The sequence below is a fragment of the Lysinibacillus mangiferihumi genome, from assembly GCF_003049665.1.
GTDB lineage: Bacteria > Bacillota > Bacilli > Bacillales_A > Planococcaceae > Lysinibacillus > Lysinibacillus mangiferihumi.
In genome coordinates this window covers 269,282-290,462 of the sequence record NZ_PYWM01000001.1, presented here as the reverse complement: position 1 = coordinate 290,462, position 21,181 = coordinate 269,282, and the positions used below count along the sequence as shown (strand labels likewise).

The 21,181-nt window shown below is 37.2% G+C and carries 22 protein-coding genes and 1 pseudogene; 11 read left to right on the top strand and 12 right to left on the bottom strand.

Annotation, left to right across the window (positions count from 1 at the left end):
- Window positions 1–109: 109 nt before the first annotated feature.
- Window positions 110–439 (top strand): hypothetical protein, encoded by a 330-nt coding sequence (locus C9J37_RS01615; protein ID WP_107893950.1) that lies wholly within the window; start codon window positions 110–112, stop codon window positions 437–439.
- 80 nt (window positions 440–519) lie between these two features.
- Here the strand turns inward: C9J37_RS01615 and C9J37_RS01610 are convergent, their stop codons facing one another.
- Genes C9J37_RS01610 through C9J37_RS01600 form a run of 3 tightly spaced genes read right to left on the bottom strand, consistent with a single transcriptional unit; the run spans window position 520 to window position 2,569 of the window.
- Window positions 520–948 carry a Fur family transcriptional regulator gene (locus C9J37_RS01610; protein WP_024362971.1) on the bottom strand — a complete coding sequence of 143 codons (429 nt, stop codon included), beginning with the start codon at window positions 946–948 and terminating at the stop codon, window positions 520–522.
- Window positions 945–1,808: a metal ABC transporter permease gene (locus C9J37_RS01605; protein WP_107894029.1), complete on the bottom strand. Its 864-nt coding sequence runs from the start codon at window positions 1,806–1,808 to the stop codon at window positions 945–947. Before C9J37_RS01605 ends, C9J37_RS01610 begins: the two co-directional genes overlap by 4 nt.
- 14 nt (window positions 1,809–1,822) lie before the next feature.
- On the bottom strand, window positions 1,823–2,569 hold the full coding sequence (locus tag C9J37_RS01600) for a metal ABC transporter ATP-binding protein (protein ID WP_107893949.1): 747 nt from the start codon (window positions 2,567–2,569) through the stop codon (window positions 1,823–1,825).
- 108 nt (window positions 2,570–2,677) lie between these two features.
- On the opposite strand from C9J37_RS01600, the gene C9J37_RS01595 reads away from it, so the two are divergent.
- From C9J37_RS01595 to C9J37_RS01570, 6 genes are all read left to right on the top strand, one after another.
- A complete protein-coding gene (locus C9J37_RS01595; RefSeq protein WP_024362974.1) occupies window positions 2,678–2,914 on the top strand; it encodes a Nif11 family protein in 237 nt (78 codons plus the stop codon).
- Window positions 2,915–3,186: 272 nt separating this feature from the next.
- The gene (locus C9J37_RS01590; protein WP_107893948.1) at window positions 3,187–3,576 is read left to right on the top strand and encodes a hypothetical protein; all 390 of its coding nucleotides are present in this window, start codon (window positions 3,187–3,189) and stop codon (window positions 3,574–3,576) included.
- Between the two features lie 238 nt (window positions 3,577–3,814).
- Entirely contained in the window at window positions 3,815–4,708 is an 894-nt protein-coding gene (locus tag C9J37_RS01585) for an NADH dehydrogenase FAD-containing subunit (protein ID WP_107893947.1), read from the top strand.
- Window positions 4,692–5,429 carry a hypothetical protein gene (locus C9J37_RS01580; protein WP_107893946.1) on the top strand — a complete coding sequence of 246 codons (738 nt, stop codon included), beginning with the start codon at window positions 4,692–4,694 and terminating at the stop codon, window positions 5,427–5,429. Before C9J37_RS01585 ends, C9J37_RS01580 begins: the two co-directional genes overlap by 17 nt.
- A complete protein-coding gene (locus C9J37_RS01575) occupies window positions 5,426–6,124 on the top strand; it encodes a hypothetical protein (RefSeq protein ID WP_107893945.1) in 699 nt (232 codons plus the stop codon). The genes C9J37_RS01580 and C9J37_RS01575 overlap by 4 nt, the downstream gene beginning before the upstream one ends.
- Window positions 6,125–6,136: 12 nt before the next feature.
- On the top strand, window positions 6,137–6,772 hold the full coding sequence (locus C9J37_RS01570) for an ABC transporter ATP-binding protein (RefSeq protein ID WP_107893944.1): 636 nt from the start codon (window positions 6,137–6,139) through the stop codon (window positions 6,770–6,772).
- 70 nt (window positions 6,773–6,842) lie between these two features.
- Here C9J37_RS01570 and C9J37_RS01565 read toward each other — a convergent pair whose 3' ends face one another.
- The 3 genes and pseudogenes from C9J37_RS01565 to C9J37_RS01555 all read right to left on the bottom strand — a co-directional run.
- Window positions 6,843–7,037, bottom strand: a complete 195-nt coding sequence (locus C9J37_RS01565; protein ID WP_024362980.1) for a helix-turn-helix transcriptional regulator — start codon at window positions 7,035–7,037, stop codon at window positions 6,843–6,845.
- Window positions 7,038–7,051: 14 nt separating this feature from the next.
- Window positions 7,052–7,555 carry a DUF6773 family protein gene (locus C9J37_RS01560; RefSeq protein WP_107893943.1) on the bottom strand — a complete coding sequence of 168 codons (504 nt, stop codon included), beginning with the start codon at window positions 7,553–7,555 and terminating at the stop codon, window positions 7,052–7,054.
- Between the two features lie 261 nt (window positions 7,556–7,816).
- Window positions 7,817–8,158, bottom strand: a pseudogene (locus C9J37_RS01555) (lipid II flippase family protein); the annotation flags it as partial.
- Window positions 8,159–8,534: 376 nt separating this feature from the next.
- Here C9J37_RS01555 and C9J37_RS28140 point away from each other — a divergent pair.
- On the top strand, window positions 8,535–8,693 hold the full coding sequence (locus tag C9J37_RS28140) for a hypothetical protein (protein ID WP_167397238.1): 159 nt from the start codon (window positions 8,535–8,537) through the stop codon (window positions 8,691–8,693).
- Between the two features lie 314 nt (window positions 8,694–9,007).
- Here the strand turns inward: C9J37_RS28140 and C9J37_RS01545 are convergent, their stop codons facing one another.
- Window positions 9,008–9,904 carry a deoxyribonuclease IV gene (locus C9J37_RS01545; RefSeq protein ID WP_107893941.1) on the bottom strand — a complete coding sequence of 299 codons (897 nt, stop codon included), beginning with the start codon at window positions 9,902–9,904 and terminating at the stop codon, window positions 9,008–9,010.
- Between the two features lie 12 nt (window positions 9,905–9,916).
- Window positions 9,917–11,218, bottom strand: a complete 1,302-nt coding sequence (locus C9J37_RS01540; protein ID WP_107893940.1) for a DEAD/DEAH box helicase — start codon at window positions 11,216–11,218, stop codon at window positions 9,917–9,919.
- A 300-nt stretch (window positions 11,219–11,518) separates the two neighbouring features.
- On the opposite strand from C9J37_RS01540, the gene C9J37_RS01535 reads away from it, so the two are divergent.
- Entirely contained in the window at window positions 11,519–12,574 is a 1,056-nt protein-coding gene (locus C9J37_RS01535; RefSeq protein ID WP_107893939.1) for a 2,3-butanediol dehydrogenase, read from the top strand.
- An 87-nt stretch (window positions 12,575–12,661) separates the two neighbouring features.
- Here the strand turns inward: C9J37_RS01535 and kdpC are convergent, their stop codons facing one another.
- Genes kdpC through C9J37_RS29605 form a run of 4 tightly spaced genes read right to left on the bottom strand, consistent with a single transcriptional unit; the run spans window position 12,662 to window position 17,175 of the window.
- Window positions 12,662–13,303 (bottom strand): K(+)-transporting ATPase subunit C, encoded by a 642-nt coding sequence (gene kdpC / locus C9J37_RS01530; RefSeq protein ID WP_107893938.1) that lies wholly within the window; start codon window positions 13,301–13,303, stop codon window positions 12,662–12,664.
- A gap of 12 nt (window positions 13,304–13,315) precedes the next feature.
- A complete protein-coding gene (kdpB, locus tag C9J37_RS01525) occupies window positions 13,316–15,379 on the bottom strand; it encodes a potassium-transporting ATPase subunit KdpB (protein WP_107893937.1) in 2,064 nt (687 codons plus the stop codon).
- Window positions 15,380–15,394: 15 nt separating this feature from the next.
- Complete coding sequence (gene kdpA, locus C9J37_RS01520) at window positions 15,395–17,089, bottom strand: potassium-transporting ATPase subunit KdpA (protein ID WP_107893936.1); 1,695 nt, start codon at window positions 17,087–17,089, stop codon at window positions 15,395–15,397.
- Between the two features lie 23 nt (window positions 17,090–17,112).
- Complete coding sequence (locus tag C9J37_RS29605) at window positions 17,113–17,175, bottom strand: potassium-transporting ATPase subunit F (RefSeq protein WP_407656225.1); 63 nt, start codon at window positions 17,173–17,175, stop codon at window positions 17,113–17,115.
- Window positions 17,176–17,457: 282 nt separating this feature from the next.
- Between C9J37_RS29605 and C9J37_RS01510 the strand changes: the two genes are divergently transcribed.
- Both C9J37_RS01510 and C9J37_RS01505 read left to right on the top strand, forming a co-directional pair.
- Window positions 17,458–20,166 (top strand): ATP-binding protein, encoded by a 2,709-nt coding sequence (locus C9J37_RS01510; RefSeq protein ID WP_235616989.1) that lies wholly within the window; start codon window positions 17,458–17,460, stop codon window positions 20,164–20,166.
- On the top strand, window positions 20,159–20,863 hold the full coding sequence (locus C9J37_RS01505; protein WP_107893934.1) for a response regulator: 705 nt from the start codon (window positions 20,159–20,161) through the stop codon (window positions 20,861–20,863). Before C9J37_RS01510 ends, C9J37_RS01505 begins: the two co-directional genes overlap by 8 nt.
- The last annotated feature ends 318 nt before the right edge of the window (window positions 20,864–21,181 follow it).

Here is a 21,181-nt window from a genome sequence, read left to right as displayed (position 1 = left end):
TTTCTTTGTTTATCGGACATATTACCACCCTGCATTCTTCAACAAAACATAGATTATTAGTGTAAGGCAATAGCTTTACATTAAGTGATGGAGAAAGGAGGTAATATGAATGGAAGATAGACGTTATGCTACTCATATGAACTGGGCTCCTTGTAAATGCCATAAACCTTGCAAATGTAGCCACAAAAAAGAACATGAATGTAAAGAAGAGAAATGCCACAAAGCAGTGAACAATTGTAGAAGCTGCATCTGTGAGCAATTAAGAAAATTAGAAGTTGGCGCTGTAGTTGATGTTTTATTAGCAGGTAGTTTCGTTCGTTTGACTTTTGTGAGCTTCAATGCACGAAATTGCTGTGCTTATTTCCTAGAAGTAGGTTCAACATCACCACTTATTATCGATTGCAAAAAAATAGATGCTATCCGTATAGTAAGAGCATAGTAGCCTTCTTTCACTGAGAATGGAGTATACCCTTTCCTTCTAAACATACTCCTTTGATATAAGTAAAAACCCTGTCAAAACTAATTTGACAGGGTTTCATGTTTACATTCTGGGCATTTTCCGTAAATTTCAAATTTATGATTTTCAATTTCATAATCTGGTAGCTTCTCACCTAACATTTCCATCGGGCAAACATTCAGCTCTTTTACATTGCCACAATCCATACAAATGAAATGATGGTGATGATGTTCAGATTCACAATGCATACGAAAATTTCGTTCACCAGACAACTCAGTCTCTTCTAAAATGCCAAGCTTTACAAACGTTGAAAGATTACGATAAATTGTATCGAAGCTCATACCTGGAAAATCTTTTTTCAGCACATCTAATAAATCTCGAGCGGTTAAATATTTATCCGTTTCCGCAAACATATTTAAAATTAACTCACGTTTATCTGTTTTTTTATAGCCGTTTTCTTTTAAAATTTCCCACGCTCTTGAAATATTCACAGTGCTTCCTCCCCTTGTTTTACAGATACCTTTAACATCATTTTCTTCACGATAATAACTAGCAATAAAATAAGAATAGACGTAACGACAATCGTACCACCTGGCGCTAAATCTAAGTAAAATGCACTTACTAATCCTATGAACACTGCTACCTCGCCAAATACAATTGCATAGAGTATGGTTTGTTTAAAACCTTTAGCCAGACGCATGGCTGCAGCCACTGGCAAAGTCATTAAAGATGAAACAAGTAAAATACCTACGATGCGCATACTAGCAGCAATTACAAGTGCTGTCACAATCATAAACAACAGGTGAACCGAGCGAGCTGGCAAACCACTTGCTTTGGCATATTCCTCATCAAACGATAGCACAAATAATTCTTTAAAGAAGAAATATAAAAACACAATAACTATAATCGCAATCCCGATAACGACCCATAAATCCTGCCTCGACACAGCCGAAACGGAACCAAATAAATAGCTCATTAAATCGGTACTAAAGCCGCTGGCAAGTGAAATAAAAATTGCGCTAATGCCAATTCCACCAGACATAATGATTGGAATGGCAAGTTCTTCATAATGCTTATATAAACGGCGTAAGCGCTCAATTAATATCGAGCCACTCACAGAAGCAAGTATGCCTAAGTAAATTGGGTTGAGCATTGCTAATGCAGCAACAGACTGACTTACATATAAGCTACCAGCAATCCCCGCGAGTGTAACATGGGATAATGCATCAGCAATCAGTGATAGCCTACGAACTACGATAAATACACCTAATAGTGGTGCGATGATGCCAATTAATAAGCCAGAGAAAAAGGCATTTTGTAAAAACTCATAGTGAAAAATTGCTTCAATCATTGTGCCTTCTCCTTCTAATGAATCTTTCTCACCGAATGGCCATACCAAGCGTCTAGCGCATCCTGAGAAATTGAATCAAATTCGTTTTTGTAGCCGTGGAAATGAATTGTTTGATTAAGGCAAGCAACATGGCTAATGCGGTTTGATACCGTATCAACATCATGTGTAACAAGAATCATCGTAATTCCTTGTTCCCTATTCAATTTCGCCAGCATATCATAAAAGGACTGCACATTCTCGTGATCAATGCCGACTGTTGGTTCATCTAAAATCAGTAATCGTGGCTCACTGACTAAAGCACGTGCAATAAATACGCGCTGTTGTTGTCCACCAGATAACTCGCCAATATTTCGTTTCATAAAAGCGTCCATCCCTACGGCTTTTAATGCCTCGTATACTTTGCTTTTGGCATCCTTCGTAGGACGCTTAAAGAGCCCTAATTTTTTTGATAATCCACTAATAACTACTTCTTGAACCGTTGCAGGAAAACCAGAGTTGAAGGCATTGGATTTTTGAGAAACATAGCCAATCCATTCACGATGTTTAAACGTTGCACTTGGCTCTCCAAATAATGTAATTTCACCAGACATCGGTTTTAATAAACCTAAAATAATTTTCAGTAATGTTGATTTCCCAGAGCCATTCGGACCTAGGAGCGCCAAAAAATCTCCTTCTTCCACACGAAATGAGATGTTTTTTAATACTTGTGTATAGTCATATTGAAATGACACATTTTCAATGTCAATTAATGCTTGTTTCATGCATGATCGCTTCTTTCTAATTCAAAATCATTACGATTTACAAATTGTAAGTATAAATGAAAGTTTAGTATTTGTAAAGAAAACAAAACTTAAAAGGAGGGATTGTTTGTGAGTATTCAATTTTTGCAACAATTATCTCAAAGTAGTGATAAAGAAGTTGTAGCGATTGCCCGTGCCGAAGGTTTTGACATTACCACTTCTGAAGTGAAAAAGCTTCGACCTTATCTAGAGCAATTCTCTTTTTCTTGGCTCTTTTTAGGTATTCCAAAAGATGTACTCAGTGAAGTGGAAGCAGTACTCGGACGAAAACGTTCTCGCCAGCTTATTGCACTTTTTACTAAATAATAGAGTATTGCCCGAAAGTCAATTTAGACTTTCGGGCTTTTTCCCTTCTATAGGTGGGAGTTTGTTCAAAAAAATTCATACTCATTTAAGAGTTCAATCTTACAAAACCTACCTAAGAAAATCTTTTTCCTTTGCGAAACAAAATGTTGATTTTAAATATTGAGAATTTTATAATTATGGATAAGAAAAGAAATAATCTCTTAGTTACGATGTTGTCGATGTCATTGGTTTATTTTCCATTTTAAAATACAAAGTAAGGAGTTGGATTTTAAATGAAGAAAAGACTAGCAACAACAGTTTGTGCTTTAGGATTATTGCTTAGTGCAGGTATAGCAAGTGCAGGGACAAGTCCTATCAGCTATGCAACAGAACTGCCAAGGTTTTCTGGAAATATTAATTTAGCAACAGGGACAAAAGATACAAATAGTCAGTCAAAGGTGGAAAACTCTATCGTTGGTCAAAATTACACTGCAAATATGTGGATTGTAGATGCCAGAGGAGCAAAAGTATCAGCAACAGCTACAAGGGTAGGTGACAATGATACACGTACCTTTACAGTAGATCAAAGCGCTGTTGGCAACAGCGTAACGCTTGTAGCAGAAAATCGTAGTAGAGTGCCTGTTAGAGTGGATATTACAGGAAGATTTTATCCAGATATTTAAAATAAAAACAAATAGTAGATTGAAAATAGCTCTACTATAGTAATTTACTCACTTTGCGAATTTTGCCGAAATAAGTAACTAAGAGTAATGTATCTCTTTTCTATAAAACCTATTGAAAAAATACAATATTGTAATTTTTAGATATAAACTTATTGATAGTTATTCTTTTATCTATCGTCTAGGATAGGGTTGTCTATCTTAGGACAACCCTTTCTTTATTTTAGAAAGGAGGATAGCAATGCTGCTTGAATATAAAAAACTATTTAACAATAAAAACTTTTATCTTAGTATTTGTGCCTTAGTATTGCTTGTTGTCATTGCTGTATGGATAGGCGTTAAAGAACATAAAGAAGAGTATCTATTAACTGACCGAATTTATAGTCAATACTATGAAAAAGATATTGTGGAGGATGTGCTTATTTTCGTTTCTCCGCATAAACAATGGCTAGGTTTTACTAATAATTTCGCATCTCAATTGTATTATTTAATATTTCCGTTGTTGATTTCTATTGCACTTGTGGATTCCATTTATCGTGAAAGAAAAAGCGGCTATCAACATTTTATCTTTATGCGCATGCATAGACGAAAATATTACACAGCAAAGTTTGGTACTACTTTTTTAACTGCCTTTTTTTTGTTCTTACTGCCACTATGTCTAGGCGTAGTTCTTGTTAATATTTTTACAAATCAATGGGACTATACGGCTTATGCTAATATTTATAAAGGATTTGTAGAAGGGACATTGGCAATTCCAGATAATGCTATAAGTGTTTTTAAAGGAGATATCCGATCTCTTTTTTCAGATTTATTAAGCATGTCTCCATATATATATACCATTGTCTTTTATATTATCGGAGGTTTATTTGCGAGTGCGTATGTTTGTATGGGTTTAGCACTTTCTATGTTTATTAAAAATTACTATCTATTAGTTTTTATGCCGCAAATTATCTATACAAGTATTTGGTTTTTAACGGCATATACTCCTGCTTTGGCTCCATTTCATTTCATAAGTCCCATCCCTGGAGTTAAAGGGGTTTCGATGACGATAATGGTTACTGAATTTGTGTTGCAAATTTTCATTACATTTGTCATTTACTTAATTGGGATGAAGAAACATGAAGATGTTTTATAAGTACTGCACCTATTGTCTACAGGATATTCGCTTGAAAAAATTGCTCTTTTGGATTGTGGCATGTTTTATGATAACGCTACATTTACTTGAGGTATTGCCTTTTATGTCAGTGGCAACAAGATGGCATACGCTGAAAGACTTTATATTAGCCTCTCTTTATGAGTATTTCTATATTCCTATTTTTTTAATATTATTAGCACCCTTTTCTTCTAAAGACAATGATTGGCTATTGCTTAGAAGATATCGTCACCGACGGCAATTTGCCACTTATAAAATTTGCTTCGTTTTTATCGTGACTGCGTTTTTCACAGCGATTGTTTTCGGAAGTAGTTTGTTGAGCACATCGCTAGCGAAGTGGCTATTCTATCCCAATATTACAAATTACAGTGCCCTATTATTATATGTGCCTGAGCCTAAAGAACACGGTTCATTGCTTTACTTTATCTATATGTTTTATTGTGTTACGGCTATTTTCGGGTTGCTTTATATCGTGTTCCAACAACTTTTCAAAAATAACTTCATTAGTGCGATTATAGTTATGATTCTTGGCATGTTGGATCGATATATAAAGCACTTTGTGTTTATTGCCTTTAATAAAAGTGAATTTACGTCACCAATTAGTACATTCTTTATATTAGTTGCCATTATGATATTGTTAATTAACGCCATTCATTATTTAGTCAATAAACTAAACTTTTACGTGCGAGATGATGATTCATGACAACATTTTCGTTAGAGTGGAAACTACTGCGAGATGATGCCCTTAAAATTAGTTGTATTTGTATTGTCTATCCATTATGTACTACTTTATTGCTACTCCATATGACATCACTTTTTGATGGACTGACATTGCGCCAAGCATTTACTGCCCTTTTAGGGCACGTGGAGGATCTTACTTGGATGTATTGGACTTTGTTATGGTTTGGTTATGTGATTTTAATTCAAATTATTTGGAAGCCTCGCTCCACTTCGTTTTCCTACAATATGCTATTACGCTATCCAACAAAAAGTTGGTTTTGGCTTAATCGGCTACTAATCCTACTTATATTCACGGCGTGCTATGTCGCAATCACTTATATCATGAGTTTTTTCCTTTTTTTAAAAGCTCACGTGACGCTACAATTTGATGTCTTGATTGTTTTACAGGCATTCATTCTATGCATCAATATGTACTGTCATGCCTTGCTATGGAAAATAATCGAATTATTGTTTTCAGCAAAAATAGCGACTGTTTTACTGATCGTTCTATTTTTTGCAGGTATTAAACGATCAGCTCCTTATATTCCATTCTACTATGGGCTAATGGGAAATTTCGAGGCAAACATGTTTGCAATCATTTTAGTGATTGAAGGGCTATTTATTTGTCTTATGTGTTTATTTATTGTTCGAATCGGCTTAAAAAATGATTACCATTAGGGAGGTTGCGCTATGTCAATTGAAGTGTTAAACGTTTCCAAGGTTATTAAAAAACGCACGGTGCTACAAAATATTAACTTCCAGCTAGAGCGAGGGAAAATTTATGGCTTTGTAGGTCATAACGGGTCAGGGAAATCGATGTTATTTCGCGTTATTTGTGGCTTAGTAAAACCGAGTGTCGGAACTGTAAAATTATTTGGGGATGTGTTACATCAAGATATTTCATTTCCTAAAAGTGCAAGTGTTATCCTTGAAAAACCTGGTTTTTTAGAGCACTACTCAGGATTCTCCAACTTAAAATTTTTAGCAGCAATTCGAAATGAAATTACTGACCAGGATATAAAAGCTGCGATAGCAAAAGTAGGTTTAGACCCCGAAGATAAGCGCCCTGTTAAAGCATACTCTCTTGGGATGAAACAAAAACTAGCGATCGCGCAAAGCATTATGGAAGCACCCGAATTAATTTTACTAGACGAGCCAATGAATGCTTTAGACGAAGATTCCGTACAAAATGTATATAACATTATTAACGTTGAAAAACAGCGAGGAGCAACTATTTTATTAACATCCCATAATAAAATTGATATTGAGTCCTTATGTGATCAAGTATATAGATTGCGTGAAGGTGTGTTAACTGAAACCCCTTGAGACCCACTTCGAATCATAATTAGTATAACCCTCCACTTTGACAAAGTTCAAAATGGAGGGTTTCTTTAATTTACTCTTCCCAAAATAATTCATCCAACGTTTTATTTAACGTTTTACAAATCGCAATACATAAGTTTAACGTCGGATTATATTTCCCAACTTCAATTAAACCGATTGTTTGGCGGGTAACCCCTACTTTTTGAGCTAAATCTTCCTGTGACAAATCATGCTCTATTCGAGCCATTTTTAAACGGATGTTTTTCATGCTTATCACCACTGTTAATCTTCTAGATTTTTTTGTACGACTTGGTCACTTTTCTTTTTTGCAGCCATATATGATAAGCCTAAAAATCCTGCAAAAAATGGTACATAGATAACTAGCGATACTAAGAAAACCATGAAGAAATATTTATATGCTTGTTGTGTGCTATCTGCATAGTTGAAGGCACTATTAAGACCAAAGAAAATCGCCAGTACCAAACCAGTAGCCACTCCATAAAGGATATTTTTCGTCTGTAATTTTATTTTACTGTTACTATCATGAACCTCTACTTCATCTGTTAAGATACCTAGATAAGCCGTCCTAACATAATAATAAACAGATGACACAAATATAATCAACCACTCTGTTAATACATTGTCCAAGGAAATGCCCATTTTAAAGAACTTTATTACGATAGAAATGGAACAGACAATCATAATCAGCACATACATCTCTTTGTATATTTTATTTTGTAAATTTTTAACACGTTCATCCACTTGCTTCTTATTTTTCTTATACATAATGTACCTCCATTTGTTTTATTAATTGTATTATATAAAATGATATTGCTTTTTGCAATATATAAATTGCATTTAGTTTTTTATAAATTGCAAAAAGCAATGTTATTTACAGTGAAGACATAAAAAAAGACACATTTTCTTGTAGAAAATGTGCCTTGAAATCTAAACTATATTATAGGATTAAGCTCACAATATGTTGTAATTGTTACTTCTTCCAGTAGATGAAATGCCTCGTTTTAACAGCTATTTCTGTCTTAGCACCTAAGTAATAAGCTTCGCAAACCAAGCAACATAATGTGCCCCAGGTATAAATAACACTTGAGCCAAAATCGTTCCTAAAAATCTAGAGGTCATCATCATAACAGATGCTCTTTTTAAATCTATATAGCTTCCCCGCTGATTGATAACATCATCCGCAAGTATAGAAATTTTAGGGTCAATAAAAATAATTAACAAAATTGTTGCTACGCCATTGATTAATTCAGACGCCATGACAGCAGTATTATTTAGCTCAGGGACTAATAACCCTGCATATAAAACTGATAAAACACCAATGGTAGAAATCGCTGTAATAACATTGTTAATCACAAATAGTTTGACTGGAAAGAATTAGATTTAAGTCCATCTGATTCTATCGTTGCAATGTAAAGATTATACGAAAAAAGACGGTCAACGTAATAACGCAATAAAAAGGGAGTGCTACATCGCACTCATTTTTTTGTCTACATAGTCGAAACATATAAGAATTATGGCTCCTGTAAAGGGAAGAAGGTAATAGGGATTTATGAAAAATTGATAGCCAGTTGAAGTTGCTGCGCTTGTTATCATATCAGGAAGTATAGGGATAACAATGATTGAGAATGAAACGTAAACAATAATGTCCAAAATGATATGCTTTACATTCATTCTTTTCTCAATAACTGCTTTTACAAACAGGGTTACGCATCCAATTACAATCACGAACGGAAGGAAACGTATCGTGAATACTAGAGGCATCCATATTATGTTTTCCCAAAAGGATAAGTGGATTGGTGATTCGCTCGGATTTGGTTCAAACGAAAGCAGTACAACGAAAAGACTTGCAGTAACAAATGAAATACTTAGTAAATGTACAAACCTAAGAATAGGCGATAGTTGAAGGTTCATGGCTATCCCCCTTTCATTAATTTTTGATTACTAAGATTTATACTAGCCCTTTTTAATGGTATATTCAACTAAAAATGGGTTCAATTACAGTTTGTCTCGGCACTTTCTCGTAAGCCAATGCCCTTGCTCGATTGAGATACCCGCGAATTTAAGCTGTTTACCCGCGATTCGTGTTCAAATACCCGCGATAAAGTTCTCTTTACCCGCGGAAGCCGTTCAAATACCCGCGATATGGCCTCGTTTACCCGCGATTCATAAAAAACCGTAGACCAAACACAATTTTCATTGTGTTGGTCTACGGTTCTCTTACTCTCCTCGTAAGGCGTCAATAAGCTCTGGCTTATATTCTCCACTACGTAGCATGTCAATTTCATATTTATATGGTGCGGTTTTGGTTTTCGCATCACTATTTAGAGCAACAAATGGTGTTTCTAAAATCTTCGGTACCGCCATTAATTGCGGATGATGAACCACGTATTTTAATGCGTCAAATCCGATATGTCCAAAACCGATATTTTCATGGCGGTCTTTACCTGCACCACGAACGTTTTTAGAGTCATTTATATGAAGAACTTTGATGCGATCTACACCGATTATTTTATCAAACTCGTTTAATACCCCATCAAAATCTTCAACAATATTGTAGCCAGCATCATGTGTATGGCATGTATCAAAGCATACAGAAAGGCGCTCGTTATGTGTCACACCATCGATAATTTTGGCAAGCTCTTCAAAAGTACGTCCACACTCTGTTCCTTTCCCTGCCATTGTTTCTAATGCAATTTGCACGGGATAGTCCTGCGATAGTACTTCATTTAAACCTTCAATAATTTTAGCAATACCAGCATCTGCCCCTGCACCTACGTGGGCACCAGGATGTAAAACTATTTGTGTAGCTTCCAACGCAGCAGTGCGCTCAATTTCAGATTGTAGGAAATCTACACCGAGACGGAAAGTTTCCGGTTTTTCTGTATTTGCAATATTAATAATATATGGAGCATGCACAACAATATTTGTCATGCCGTGCTCTTTCATGTGCAACAGACCATTCATAATATTAAGGTCTGCAATGGATTTTCGACGCGTGTTTTGTGGAGCACCTGTATAAATCATAAAGGTGTTCGCACCATAAGAAAGAGCTTCTTTACTAGAGCCGAGCAACATTTCTTTGCCGCTCATTGAAACATGTGAGCCAAGTAACATATTTATGCCTCCTTATTTTTTGCCGCGTGCTTTTATACGACGTTCGCGTTTTTTAATTTTTTCCATTTCCCATTTCATATTACGTTTATAACCTGGTTTAACTTTTTTCGGCTTACGCACTAAAGATTTTGCTTTCGCATCAATTTCATTTTCGTGCTTCACGCGGTTTTTACGTGCATGACGGTCTTTTAGTTCAGACCATTCACCATCTTTAACATCTTTTTGTTCAAATGGTATCCCCATTTTCTCAACGCGTGCTAGTGCATCCTCGTCCGAAGGCTCAAATAATGTAATTGCCGTACCTTTATTGCCGGCACGAGCTGTACGACCGACACGGTGAATAAAGAATTCTAGATCTTCTGGAATTTCGTAGTTAATGACATGTGAAATTCCTTGAATATCAATACCGCGCGCAGCTAAATCTGTTGCTACAATGTATTGAAATTCCAAATCACGAATTTGCTTCATCATTTTTTTACGATCACGCGGGCTTAAATCCCCATGAATTTGACCACAGCGAATTCCTTGCTCATTTAAATAACCCGCAACATGCTCTGCTGTTTTACGCGTATTGGTAAAAATAACCGCTAAAAATGGGTTAATGCCTTCAATAACATCTAATAAGCGTTTGTTACGTGATTTCGAACGCACAGGCACAAGCACAAAGTCTATACCTTCTGCCACGGGACGTTTATCGTTCATATGAACATGAACAGGCGCTTCCATGTATTTTTTTAGGAATGGCTGTAGACGTTCTGGAATTGTTGCAGAGAACACGAACATTTCAAGTTTTTCTGGCATTTGAGAAGCAAAGCCATCAATCTCTTCGATAAAGCCCATATCGAACGCTAAGTCCGCTTCGTCAACAACTAACATTGGTGCCGTATGCACAAATAACGCTTGAGCTGAAACAAGGTCACGAATACGTCCTGGTGTACCAACAACGATTTGTGGTTGCGTTTTTAACTTATCAATGGAGCGTTGTTTGTCCGTACCCCCAATAAATAATTTCGCTTGAATGTCTGTTCCTTCTATTAATTGATTTAACGCATCAAATATTTGTTGCGCCAACTCGCGTGTTGGAGAGGTAATAACCGCTTGTACCTCTTGTTTGTCAACTTGAATGCGTTGTACGATTGGAATAAGGAAACTATGTGTTTTCCCTGTACCCGTATGTGCTTGTCCAATCGCACTTTTCCCTTTCAGGATTAGTGGAATAATTTCCTTTTGTATTGGTGTTGGTTCTGTGAAGCCAAGCTTTGCAATTGCGTCCTGCAAAAATGGCTGAAAATTATAATCAGTATATTTTGACATAATTCGTTCCTCCTTACATCTTTCCCATTGTACCATGATTCGGCCTTTTAGGGATGTTTACGTACTATTAACATAAGCATTTACAATATTCTCTTGTTTTTTTCATCGTTGCAACGCTAACCCTTAACAAACTTACTTTAATTACGACTATTATGCAATGGAAAATGTAAAGTGTGAAAAATGTGAAAAAAATTAATGGACATTTCGTATTTTTTATGTCAATTTTTGTCCAACTAATGATTTGTATATTTTCCACATGTTAAAATAAAACATGAAAAATAGTATTGGAGGTTGATAGTTATGAAAGCAGCAAGATGGTATAAAGCAAGAGATATCCGTGTAGAAAACATCGAGGAGCCTTCCATTGCATCCGGCAAAGTAAAAATTAAAGTACATTGGACAGGCATTTGTGGAAGCGATTTACATGAGTATGCAGCAGGACCAATCTTTATTCCAGTTGAACAGCCCCACTCTATAAGTAAAGATATTGCACCCATTGTGATGGGTCATGAGTTTTCTGGCGAGGTAGTTGAAGTTGGTGAAGGTGTTACAAAAGTAAAAATTGGAGATGCTGTCGTTGTCGAGCCTATTCTCTCTTGTGGCGAATGTGCCGCTTGTAAAAAAGGTAAGTACAACATTTGTAAACAACTAGGTTTCCACGGACTTTCTGGCGGCGGTGGCGGATTGTCAGAATATACAGTGGTAGATGACCACATGGTTCACAAAATGCCAGCAGGACTTTCTTATGAACAAGGTGCTCTTGTAGAACCAGCCGCAGTAGCTTTACATGCAGTTCGCCAAAGCAAATTAAAAGCTGGCGATAAAGCCGCCGTTTTTGGAACAGGGCCAATCGGTCTTCTCGTTATCGAAGCATTACGGGCATCTGGAGCTTCCGAAATTTATGCGGTGGAACTTTCAGCAGAACGTGCTGCAAAGGCGATGGAACTAGGAGCAACAGCTGTCATTAATCCAAAAGATGAAGATGCTGTTGAACGTCTTCATGCCTTAACAAATGGCGGTGTTGATGTGGCATTTGAAGTCACTGGCGTTCCTGTTGTTTTACAGCAAGCTATTGACTCCACTACGTTCGAAGGTGAAACAATCATCGTTTCGATATGGGAATCAACCGCTTCTATCCAACCAAATAATATTGTACTGTCTGAACGTACTGTGAAAGGTATTATTGCCTATCGAGATATCTTCCCAGCTGTTATGGAGTTAATGACAAAAGGATATTTCCCAGCGGACAAACTCGTAACAAAGCGCATTGGGCTTGATGATGTTGTAACAGAAGGTTTTGAAGCGTTAATGAAAGAGAAAAACCATATTAAAATTCTTGTAAATTCACAAAGCTAACATAGCCACTTTTATCTTAAGCAGATAGAGAAAATACCTCTATACCATTCTCTCTATCTGCCATATTCAAGTTACACCTTACACCACTTATTCATTGTCCTTCATTTGTTTAAAAATAGCTAAATTCGCCATTAAGAAGTTCACTTTCTCTTCCCCAAATAGACCGAGCGCCCGCCCTTCTGTATTAGCCTCCACAATTTTTTCGATTTCCTTCTCTGACAGCCCGCTTGCATTGGCAATTCGATCGATTTGAATGCGCGCTGCTTGCACACTAATATGTGGGTCTAAACCCGATCCGGAGGCCGTCATAAGATCAGCAGGAATGTCTTGTCTTTTTATAGTCGGGTTCGCCTGTAAAAAGGCTTGAATATCTCCCTCTATCCGTTTTGTTAATTCTGGATTGGACGGAGCATAATTGAACGTTCCAGAGCTCACTCCACCATAAGCTATCACACCATTTTTATCTGGTACAATATCTTCTTGTGTATAAACGTTATAGTTAATGGATGAAACACGGCCCTTAAAAAACGCTGCTGATGTAAAGGCTTGCCCAAGCTTTTCTGAACCAACAGCTTTTCCGTCAACTTCCACAATGCTACCATTCGCTTGATGCTTAAATAGCCCTTGTGCAATACCCGTTACTGTCACAGGATAAATTAAACCACAGACTACAAACATGATGATAGATACCATTAATGCTTGCTTGACATTGTCCCAAAATCTATTCATATCATTTTCCTCCTATAGACCAAGCATGGTTAACAGTGGCCCTGCTAGTAAATCGATCACCTTTATACCGATAAATGGCGCAAGAATACCACCTAGTCCATAAACAAACAAGTTTTTCTGTAATAATTTTGTAGCACTCATCGGCTTATATTTTACGCCCTTTATCGCAATGGGAATTAACATTGGAATAATCACCGCATTAAAAATTAAAGCGGAAATGATGGCACTTGTCGGCGAATGAAGTTGCATAATGTTGAGCGCATTCATTTCTGGTACTGCTACCATTAACATAGCAGGAATAATAGCGAAATATTTCGCCACATCGTTTGCAATACTGAATGTTGTAAGTGCACCACGCGTCATTAATAATTGTTTCCCAATCTCTACAACTTCAATTATTTTAGTTGGATTTGAATCTAAATCAACCATGTTGGCAGCTTCTTTAGCTGCATTCGTTCCTGAATTCATAGCAAGACCTACATTCGCCTGTGCTAAAGCTGGTGCGTCATTGGTACCGTCCCCTGTCATCGCCACAACTTTTCCAAGTGCCTGCTCATCTTTAATCACCTTTATTTTATCCTCTGGCTTACTTTCTGCAATAAAACTGTCAACGCCGGATTCTTTAGCAATAGCGGCTGCTGTTAGTGGATTATCTCCTGTGCACATAATTGTTTTTATGCCCATTGCTCGCAGCTGTTCAAAGCGTTCTTTCAAACCGGATTTTACAACATCTTTCAAATGGATGACACCCAAAATAACGTGATTCATCGACACAACAAGCGGTGTGCCCCCAACAGCAGATACTTGATGCACTAACTGTTCCAAATTTGTAGGAATCTGTTGTCCTGCTGCAAGACTATCTTGTTTAATCGTATCGTAAGCCCCTTTTCGTATTATTGTCCCATCCTGCAAGTTTAATCCGCTCATCCGTGTCTGTGCGGTAAAGGGAATATGCTCACTATATTGAATCAGTTGTTGCTCATCCTTTGTATTTACCCCTAAATCACATGCTAAGGATAAAATAGATTTTCCTTCCGGTGTATCATCTGTCAGCGAACTAAGCCATGCAGCTTGCATCAAAGTTTGATGGTCAACTCCTTTGACTGGTAAAAACTCAGTTGCCATGCGATTACCATACGTTATTGTGCCTGTTTTGTCTAATATGAGTGTATCTACGTCTCCGCACGCTTCCACAGCTCTACCAGACATTGCAATGACATTAAACTGCGTCACTCGATCCATACCAGCAATACCAATCGCAGAAAGTAAACCACCGATGGTCGTTGGTATTAAGCAAACTGTCAATGCAATTAATGTGGCAATGGAAATGTGTACATTTAAATAAGTAGTCATTGGATATAACGTCACGACCACTAATAAAAAGATAATTGTCAAGCTAACTAACAGTGTATTTAACGCTATTTCATTAGGTGTTTTTTTCCGACTTGCTCCTTCAATGAGGGCAATCATTTTATCTAAAAATGACTCTCCTGGCAGTGAAGTAATTTCAATCATTAGCCAATCACTTGTGACAGTCGTACCACCAGTAACAGATGAAAAATCTCCACTGCGTTCTTTTACAACTGGTGCAGACTCACCAGTAATGGCTGATTCATCGACTGTGGCAATCCCTTCAATGACCTCGCCATCATTCGGAATCACTTCTCCTGCTTGAACTAAAACGATATCCCCTTTTTTCAGCTCATGTGCCTGTTTCATCACTTCTGTACCATCCGCTAAAAGGACGCGTGCTTGTGTATCTGTCTTTGTATTTTTTAACGTTTGTACTTGTGCTTTTCCACGCCCTTCAGCGATGGATTCTGCAAAGTTAGCAAATAAAATCGTAACAAAGAGAATGATAGCAACAATGGCATTATAGAGCTGAGCATGCTCGCCTTCTCCACCGCCAAGTAGATTAGGAAAAAACGATAACAACAGAACAAAAATAAAACCGATTTCTACGACAAACATGACGGGATTTTTTATCATCGTAACTGGATTAAATTTCTTCAATGCGCCTATCAATGAGCTCTTTACTAAATCGCTCGTGATAAAACCTTTTCTTACAGTTTCCATTTGATTCTCTCCTCATTAGGAATGTATTTGTAAATGCTCCGTAATTGGTCCAAGTGCTAATGCGGGTAAAAATGTTAGTGCACCAATCATCAATACAATGGCAACAAGCAAAAATGTAAACATTGAGGTATCTGTTTTCAATGTTCCAACTGAATCGCTGTGCCACATTTTTTTAGCAAGTAGTGAAGCAATTGCTAATTGAAGGATAATTGTTAAATAGCGACCAAAAAACATAGCTAACCCTGTCGTCACATTCCAAAACGTTGAGTTATCAGCTAATCCTTCAAAGCCAGAGCCATTGTTGGCAGATGCTGAAGCAAACTCATATAGTACTTGCGATAAACCGTGTGCTCCAGGATTCGTAATACCAGCTACCCCAGATGTTGTGGCAACAGCAAGCGCAGAAAACAGTAGGATAATTGCAGGATGAATTAAAATACAAAGCGCTATTAGCTTCATTTCCTTTTCCTCAATTTTCTTTCCTAAAAACTGTGGCGTACGACCAATCATTAAACATGCGATGAAAATCGTTAGTAAGACATACATCATCATATTCATCAGCCCAACACCCTTGCCTCCAAATACAACATTTAACATCATGTTAAACATCGGCACCATTCCACCAATTGGTGTTAATGTATCGTGCATGTTATTGACCGAGCCAGTTGTAAAGGCAGTTGTGACTGTAGTGAAAAGGGCAGATTGGGCTACCCCAAAGCGCATTTCTTTTCCTTCCATACTGCCAAGCTCCTGAGTAATTCCTAGGTCACTAATAAGGGGGTTACCAGCACGCTCAGCAATATACACTGTCACTAACCCTATGAGAAATAGCATACCCATTGCAGCAAAGATCGTTAGCCCTTGCTTGCCGAATATTGTTTTTTTCTTTCTATAAGCAACCATTAGACTAAAGGCAACAACACAAGCACCTGGTAGCAACATCATAGATAGCATTTCTACAATATTAGATATAACCGTAGGGTTTTCAAAAGGCGTTGTGGAGTTAGCACCATTAAACCCACCTCCATTTGTACCTACATGTTTAATTGATTCAAGTGAGGCAACTGGTCCCAATGCGATATCTTGCATTTTTCCTTCAATTGTTTGAACGGTTTGATTGGCACTGAATGTTTGAGGTGCTCCTTGCGATACTAAAATAATGGCAACTACGATGGAAATAGGCATTAATACACGTGTAATCACACGCACAAAATCTACAAAGAAATTGCCTAACGTATCACTTTTTGCAACTAACCGTCTACAGAACGCCATACAAGCAGCGTAGCCTGTCGCTGCAGATGTAAACATCATAAAAATAATAACGAGCATTTGTGACAAATAACTTAAACCAGATTCACCACTATAATGTTGCAGATTGGTGTTGGTCATAAACGAAATGATGGTATTAAAAGAAAGTGATGCCTCCATATTTTCTATATCATTTGGATTTAACAGCAAAAAAGATTGAATGCGTAAAAGAATGTATCCGATAAAAACCATAAAAGCATTTGAAATAATTAAAGACAATACATATTGCTTGCCTGTCATATCCACTTGTTTAATGCCGCAAACCTTATAAATCACATGATCCACTTTATCCATGAATGGATCGAGCCATGTTTTTTTATGCATTGTCACACGAAAAAGATAATGGCCGGTCAGGATAACAAGCGGTAAATAAATAATACAAACAATGGCTATTTGCCACATACTCTATTCCTCCTAAATACCTATTAATATTTTTCCGGATATAATAGGGCATGCCCTAAATATCCAAAAAGCAATATAAGTATCATTCCAATAACAATCCACATAGCAATTCCTCCCCTTACTCTTCGACTAGCTTGTAGCACCAAGTCGTTAACGCATATAGACTGGCAAAACTAATGAGTAATAAGCCAACCATATATAAATCCATCAATTGCATCACCCTTCTCTCTATTTGATGTTTTTATCATACTGACTTTCAAATTAATGTAGTGTTAGGAAATCGCTCTTTGTATTAAGAAACGATAAAGGTGTTAAATCTTTACACTTTCTTAATGTCAGATAACGCTATAATACAAATGAGGTGAAAGATGATGGAAAAAATGCGCCCCACTCCCGAAGAGCTTTTAACAAGGTTTCATCAGGAACAAACAACTGTCGGTAGATTGAAGATATTTATTGGGTATGCAGCCGGCGTCGGAAAAACGTATGCTATGCTAGATGCCGCACATTTAGCAAAAAAACTTGGAAAAGATGTAGTAATTGGCTATATAGAGCCACATCCTCGACCAGAAACATTAGCATTACTTGATGGGCTTGAACAAATACCTACTAGAACAATCCATTATAAAGGTAGAAATTTCCAAGAATTGGATATTGATGCGGTATTGGAGCGTAAACCGGAAATTGTCCTTATCGATGAGTTGGCTCATAGCAACGTTCCGGTTATGCGACATACAAAACGTTTTGGAGACGTGGAAGAATTACTAGCAAAAGGCATTCATGTCTATACAACCGTTAATATTCAACATATTGAAAGTCTTCATGATGTTGTAGAAGAAATTACTGGGGTAAAAGTCCGCGAACGTATTCCAGATTATTTAATCGATCAAGCCGCGCTTATTAAAATTGTAGATATCGAACCTGATGAGTTAATTCAACGCTTAATAGAAGGAAAAATATATTCCAAACAACAAGCTGAAAAAGCGTTAGCATCTTTTTTTCGCAAACAAAATTTAGTAGCATTGCGGGAAATTGCCCTGCGTAGAACGGCAGATACGATTAATTACAAACAAATAAATGACAGCGAATCGATTAGGCAAACGGCACAAATTGAAGAGCATATTTTAGTTGGTATTAGTAGCTCCCCAACCAATGCAAAAGTTATTCGCACTGCTGCCAGGCTTGCTCAAGCCTTACATGGTAAATTCACGGCGCTTTATGTACAAAAGGTGAAAGAAGGTGACGATAACGACGCGAACTCCGAGCGGTTACAACAGCATATTAAATTGACCGAACAACTTGGCGGACATGTCGTAATCGTGCAGGAGAATGATGTCGCAGCGGCGCTTGCTAATTATGCTCAAATGAGCGGCGTCACAAAACTGGTACTCGGCAGGACGGTGATGAAAAAGAAATGGTGGCAGCCCAATGCAAAAATCATCGATCGACTCAATGATTATGTGCCCAATCTCGCTATTCATATCGTGCCAGACCAAGAAAACGAACAATTTTATTTTCCAGATCTTCGCAATCGACTAACTTTTGAATGGTTAGATTTGTTGAAGATGTCCATCGTGTTTAGCTTGGCGTCATGTTTAGCTTTATTTTTCTTCACAATGGGTGTCAGCGAATCGAATATTATTACAATTTATATTCTTAGTGTGTTAATTCTTGCTATTTGGTCATCTGGATGGCTCATGACTATTATTAGCTCGGCTGTAGCTGTACTACTGTTCAACTTTTTATTTACAGAGCCACGATTTTCACTGGAAGCATATCATCGGGACTATCCGATGACATTTATGATTATGTTTTTCTCTGGCATTATTACAAGTAGCTTAACGAAAAAGATAAAAGAGCAGGCCATCGTAGCCGTCCGAAAATCCTATCGAATGGAAGTGTTGCTTGAAACGAATCGCAAATTACAACACGCTAAGTCCATCGAAGATATCATTACAGAAGGCATGTCTCAAATTGTTAAATTAGTAGAGAAACCTGTCCAATTTTTTGAAATAGAAAATAACATGATTGCTAAATCTGTTTTTTTTCCAACACCAACTCTATCCAATACTGAGAATTCTAACGTAGCTACCTTATTTAAAAATACAAATGAACTAGGCGTCATTCATTGGGTCATCAACAATAACCATTTTGCTGGCGTGTCAACTGACATTTTCCCAGAAGTAAACGGCTATTATTTGCCCGTTCTTTCAAGTGGCAGTGTAAAGGGTGTCGTTGGCATTGCGCTTTCAAAGCAAACCCCATTACCTGCATTTGAGCGCCATATTTTAAATGCCATTATGAATGATTTTTCGTTTGCATTAGATAAATGGTATTTGCAAAACTTAAATGAAAAAGTTGCAAGAGAAGCTGAACTTGAACAAATGAGAGCGAATCTTTTGCGTGCTATCTCACATGATTTACGGACTCCACTGACCACGATTTCTGGGAATGCCGATATATTGTTAACGAATACAGTTCAAATTCCAGATACAGAAAAAACTCGATTATATGAAGATATTTATAAAAATTCAAGATGGCTTGTGCAAATGGTCGAAAACTTACTAGCCGTTTCGATGTTAGAGGATGGACAATTTGCCCTCGAGATGCAGTTGGAGCTAGTGGAGGATATTATTCAAGAGGCGTTGCTACATGTAATTCCACGCAACAATACGCATCATATTTCTTATCATGTAGAGCCCGAATTAGTCATGGCTTTGATGGATGCACGCCTGATTATTCAAGTGCTTATTAATATTATTAATAATGCCCTAACGTATACACCTGCTGGTAGTGACATCTCTTTTATCGCAAAAGAGGAAGGCGAATATGTACATTTTAGTATAGCTGATAATGGACCAGGTATTGACGATTCATTAAAAGAAAAGCTGTTTGAACCATTTATCACAGGGAAAGTGCAGCGCAGTGATAGTCGAAGAGGCTTAGGGTTAGGATTAGCATTATGTCAGACGATTTTAACCTTACACGATAGTAAATTAGTAGTTGAAGATAACTACCCGAACGGAACCGTCTTTCGTTTTACATTAAAAAAAGGAGTTGTCAGTATCGATGAATAAACGGATTTTAGTCGTTGAAGACGACATAGCAATTGGCAATTTAATTAAAATGACCTTAACTACCCAAAATTATGAATTCGATATTATGCAAGATGGTTCAAGTGCTTTACAAAAAGCCATAACGTTCAAACCGAATGTAATTATCCTTGACTTAGGATTGCCTGATATGGACGGCATAGACTTTATTCACAAAATCCGCAGTTGGACACAAACGCCGATTATCGTCGTTAGTGCCCGCGGTGCAGAGCTCGATAAAATTAATGCGCTTGATGCAGGGGCAGATGATTATGTTACAAAACCTTTTAGTGTCGAAGAGCTACTTGCACGCATTCGAGTAGCTTTAAGAAGAACTGTCAGCGAACATCAAATAGAAAATGAATCAGCCGTGTTTGTCAATGGTCATTTAAAAATTGATTACTTGGCTAACACAGTGTTTGTCAATGAGGTGGAAGTACATTTAACCCCCATCGAATATAAACTATTAGTTGTGCTATCCAAGCATGTTGGCAAAGTGCTGACACATAACTTCTTATTGAAGGAAATTTGGCAAAATGTACTACAATCGGACGTTCCTAGTCTTCGAGTTTTTATGGCGACCCTGCGCAAAAAAATAGAAGATAATCCATCCCAACCAAAGTACATTCAGACACACGTTCGTGTTGGCTATCGTATGCTTCGTTATCATGATGATGACTAAAAAAACTATAGGGCAAGTTAGCAAGCGCATTTACCTCTAGTAACCACACTCCTATTGGGGAAAGATCCGTTATGCCTTTGTTAATAAGGTGCCAGTTACATGACATGACACCTCTTCATTGGCGACAGACAACTTCCCCTATTGGATTGTCTCCTTTTTACTTTCTACCTGCTTTAAAGGAAGCATGACTATCCCCCAACTATGCTTATTGCACAAAGCGACTTTCATATTGTTTTCTTACTGTAAACCTCTTATTGATAGATTGCACAAAAGGTGATACTATATTATTTATTTTGACAATGATTATCACTCACAAGG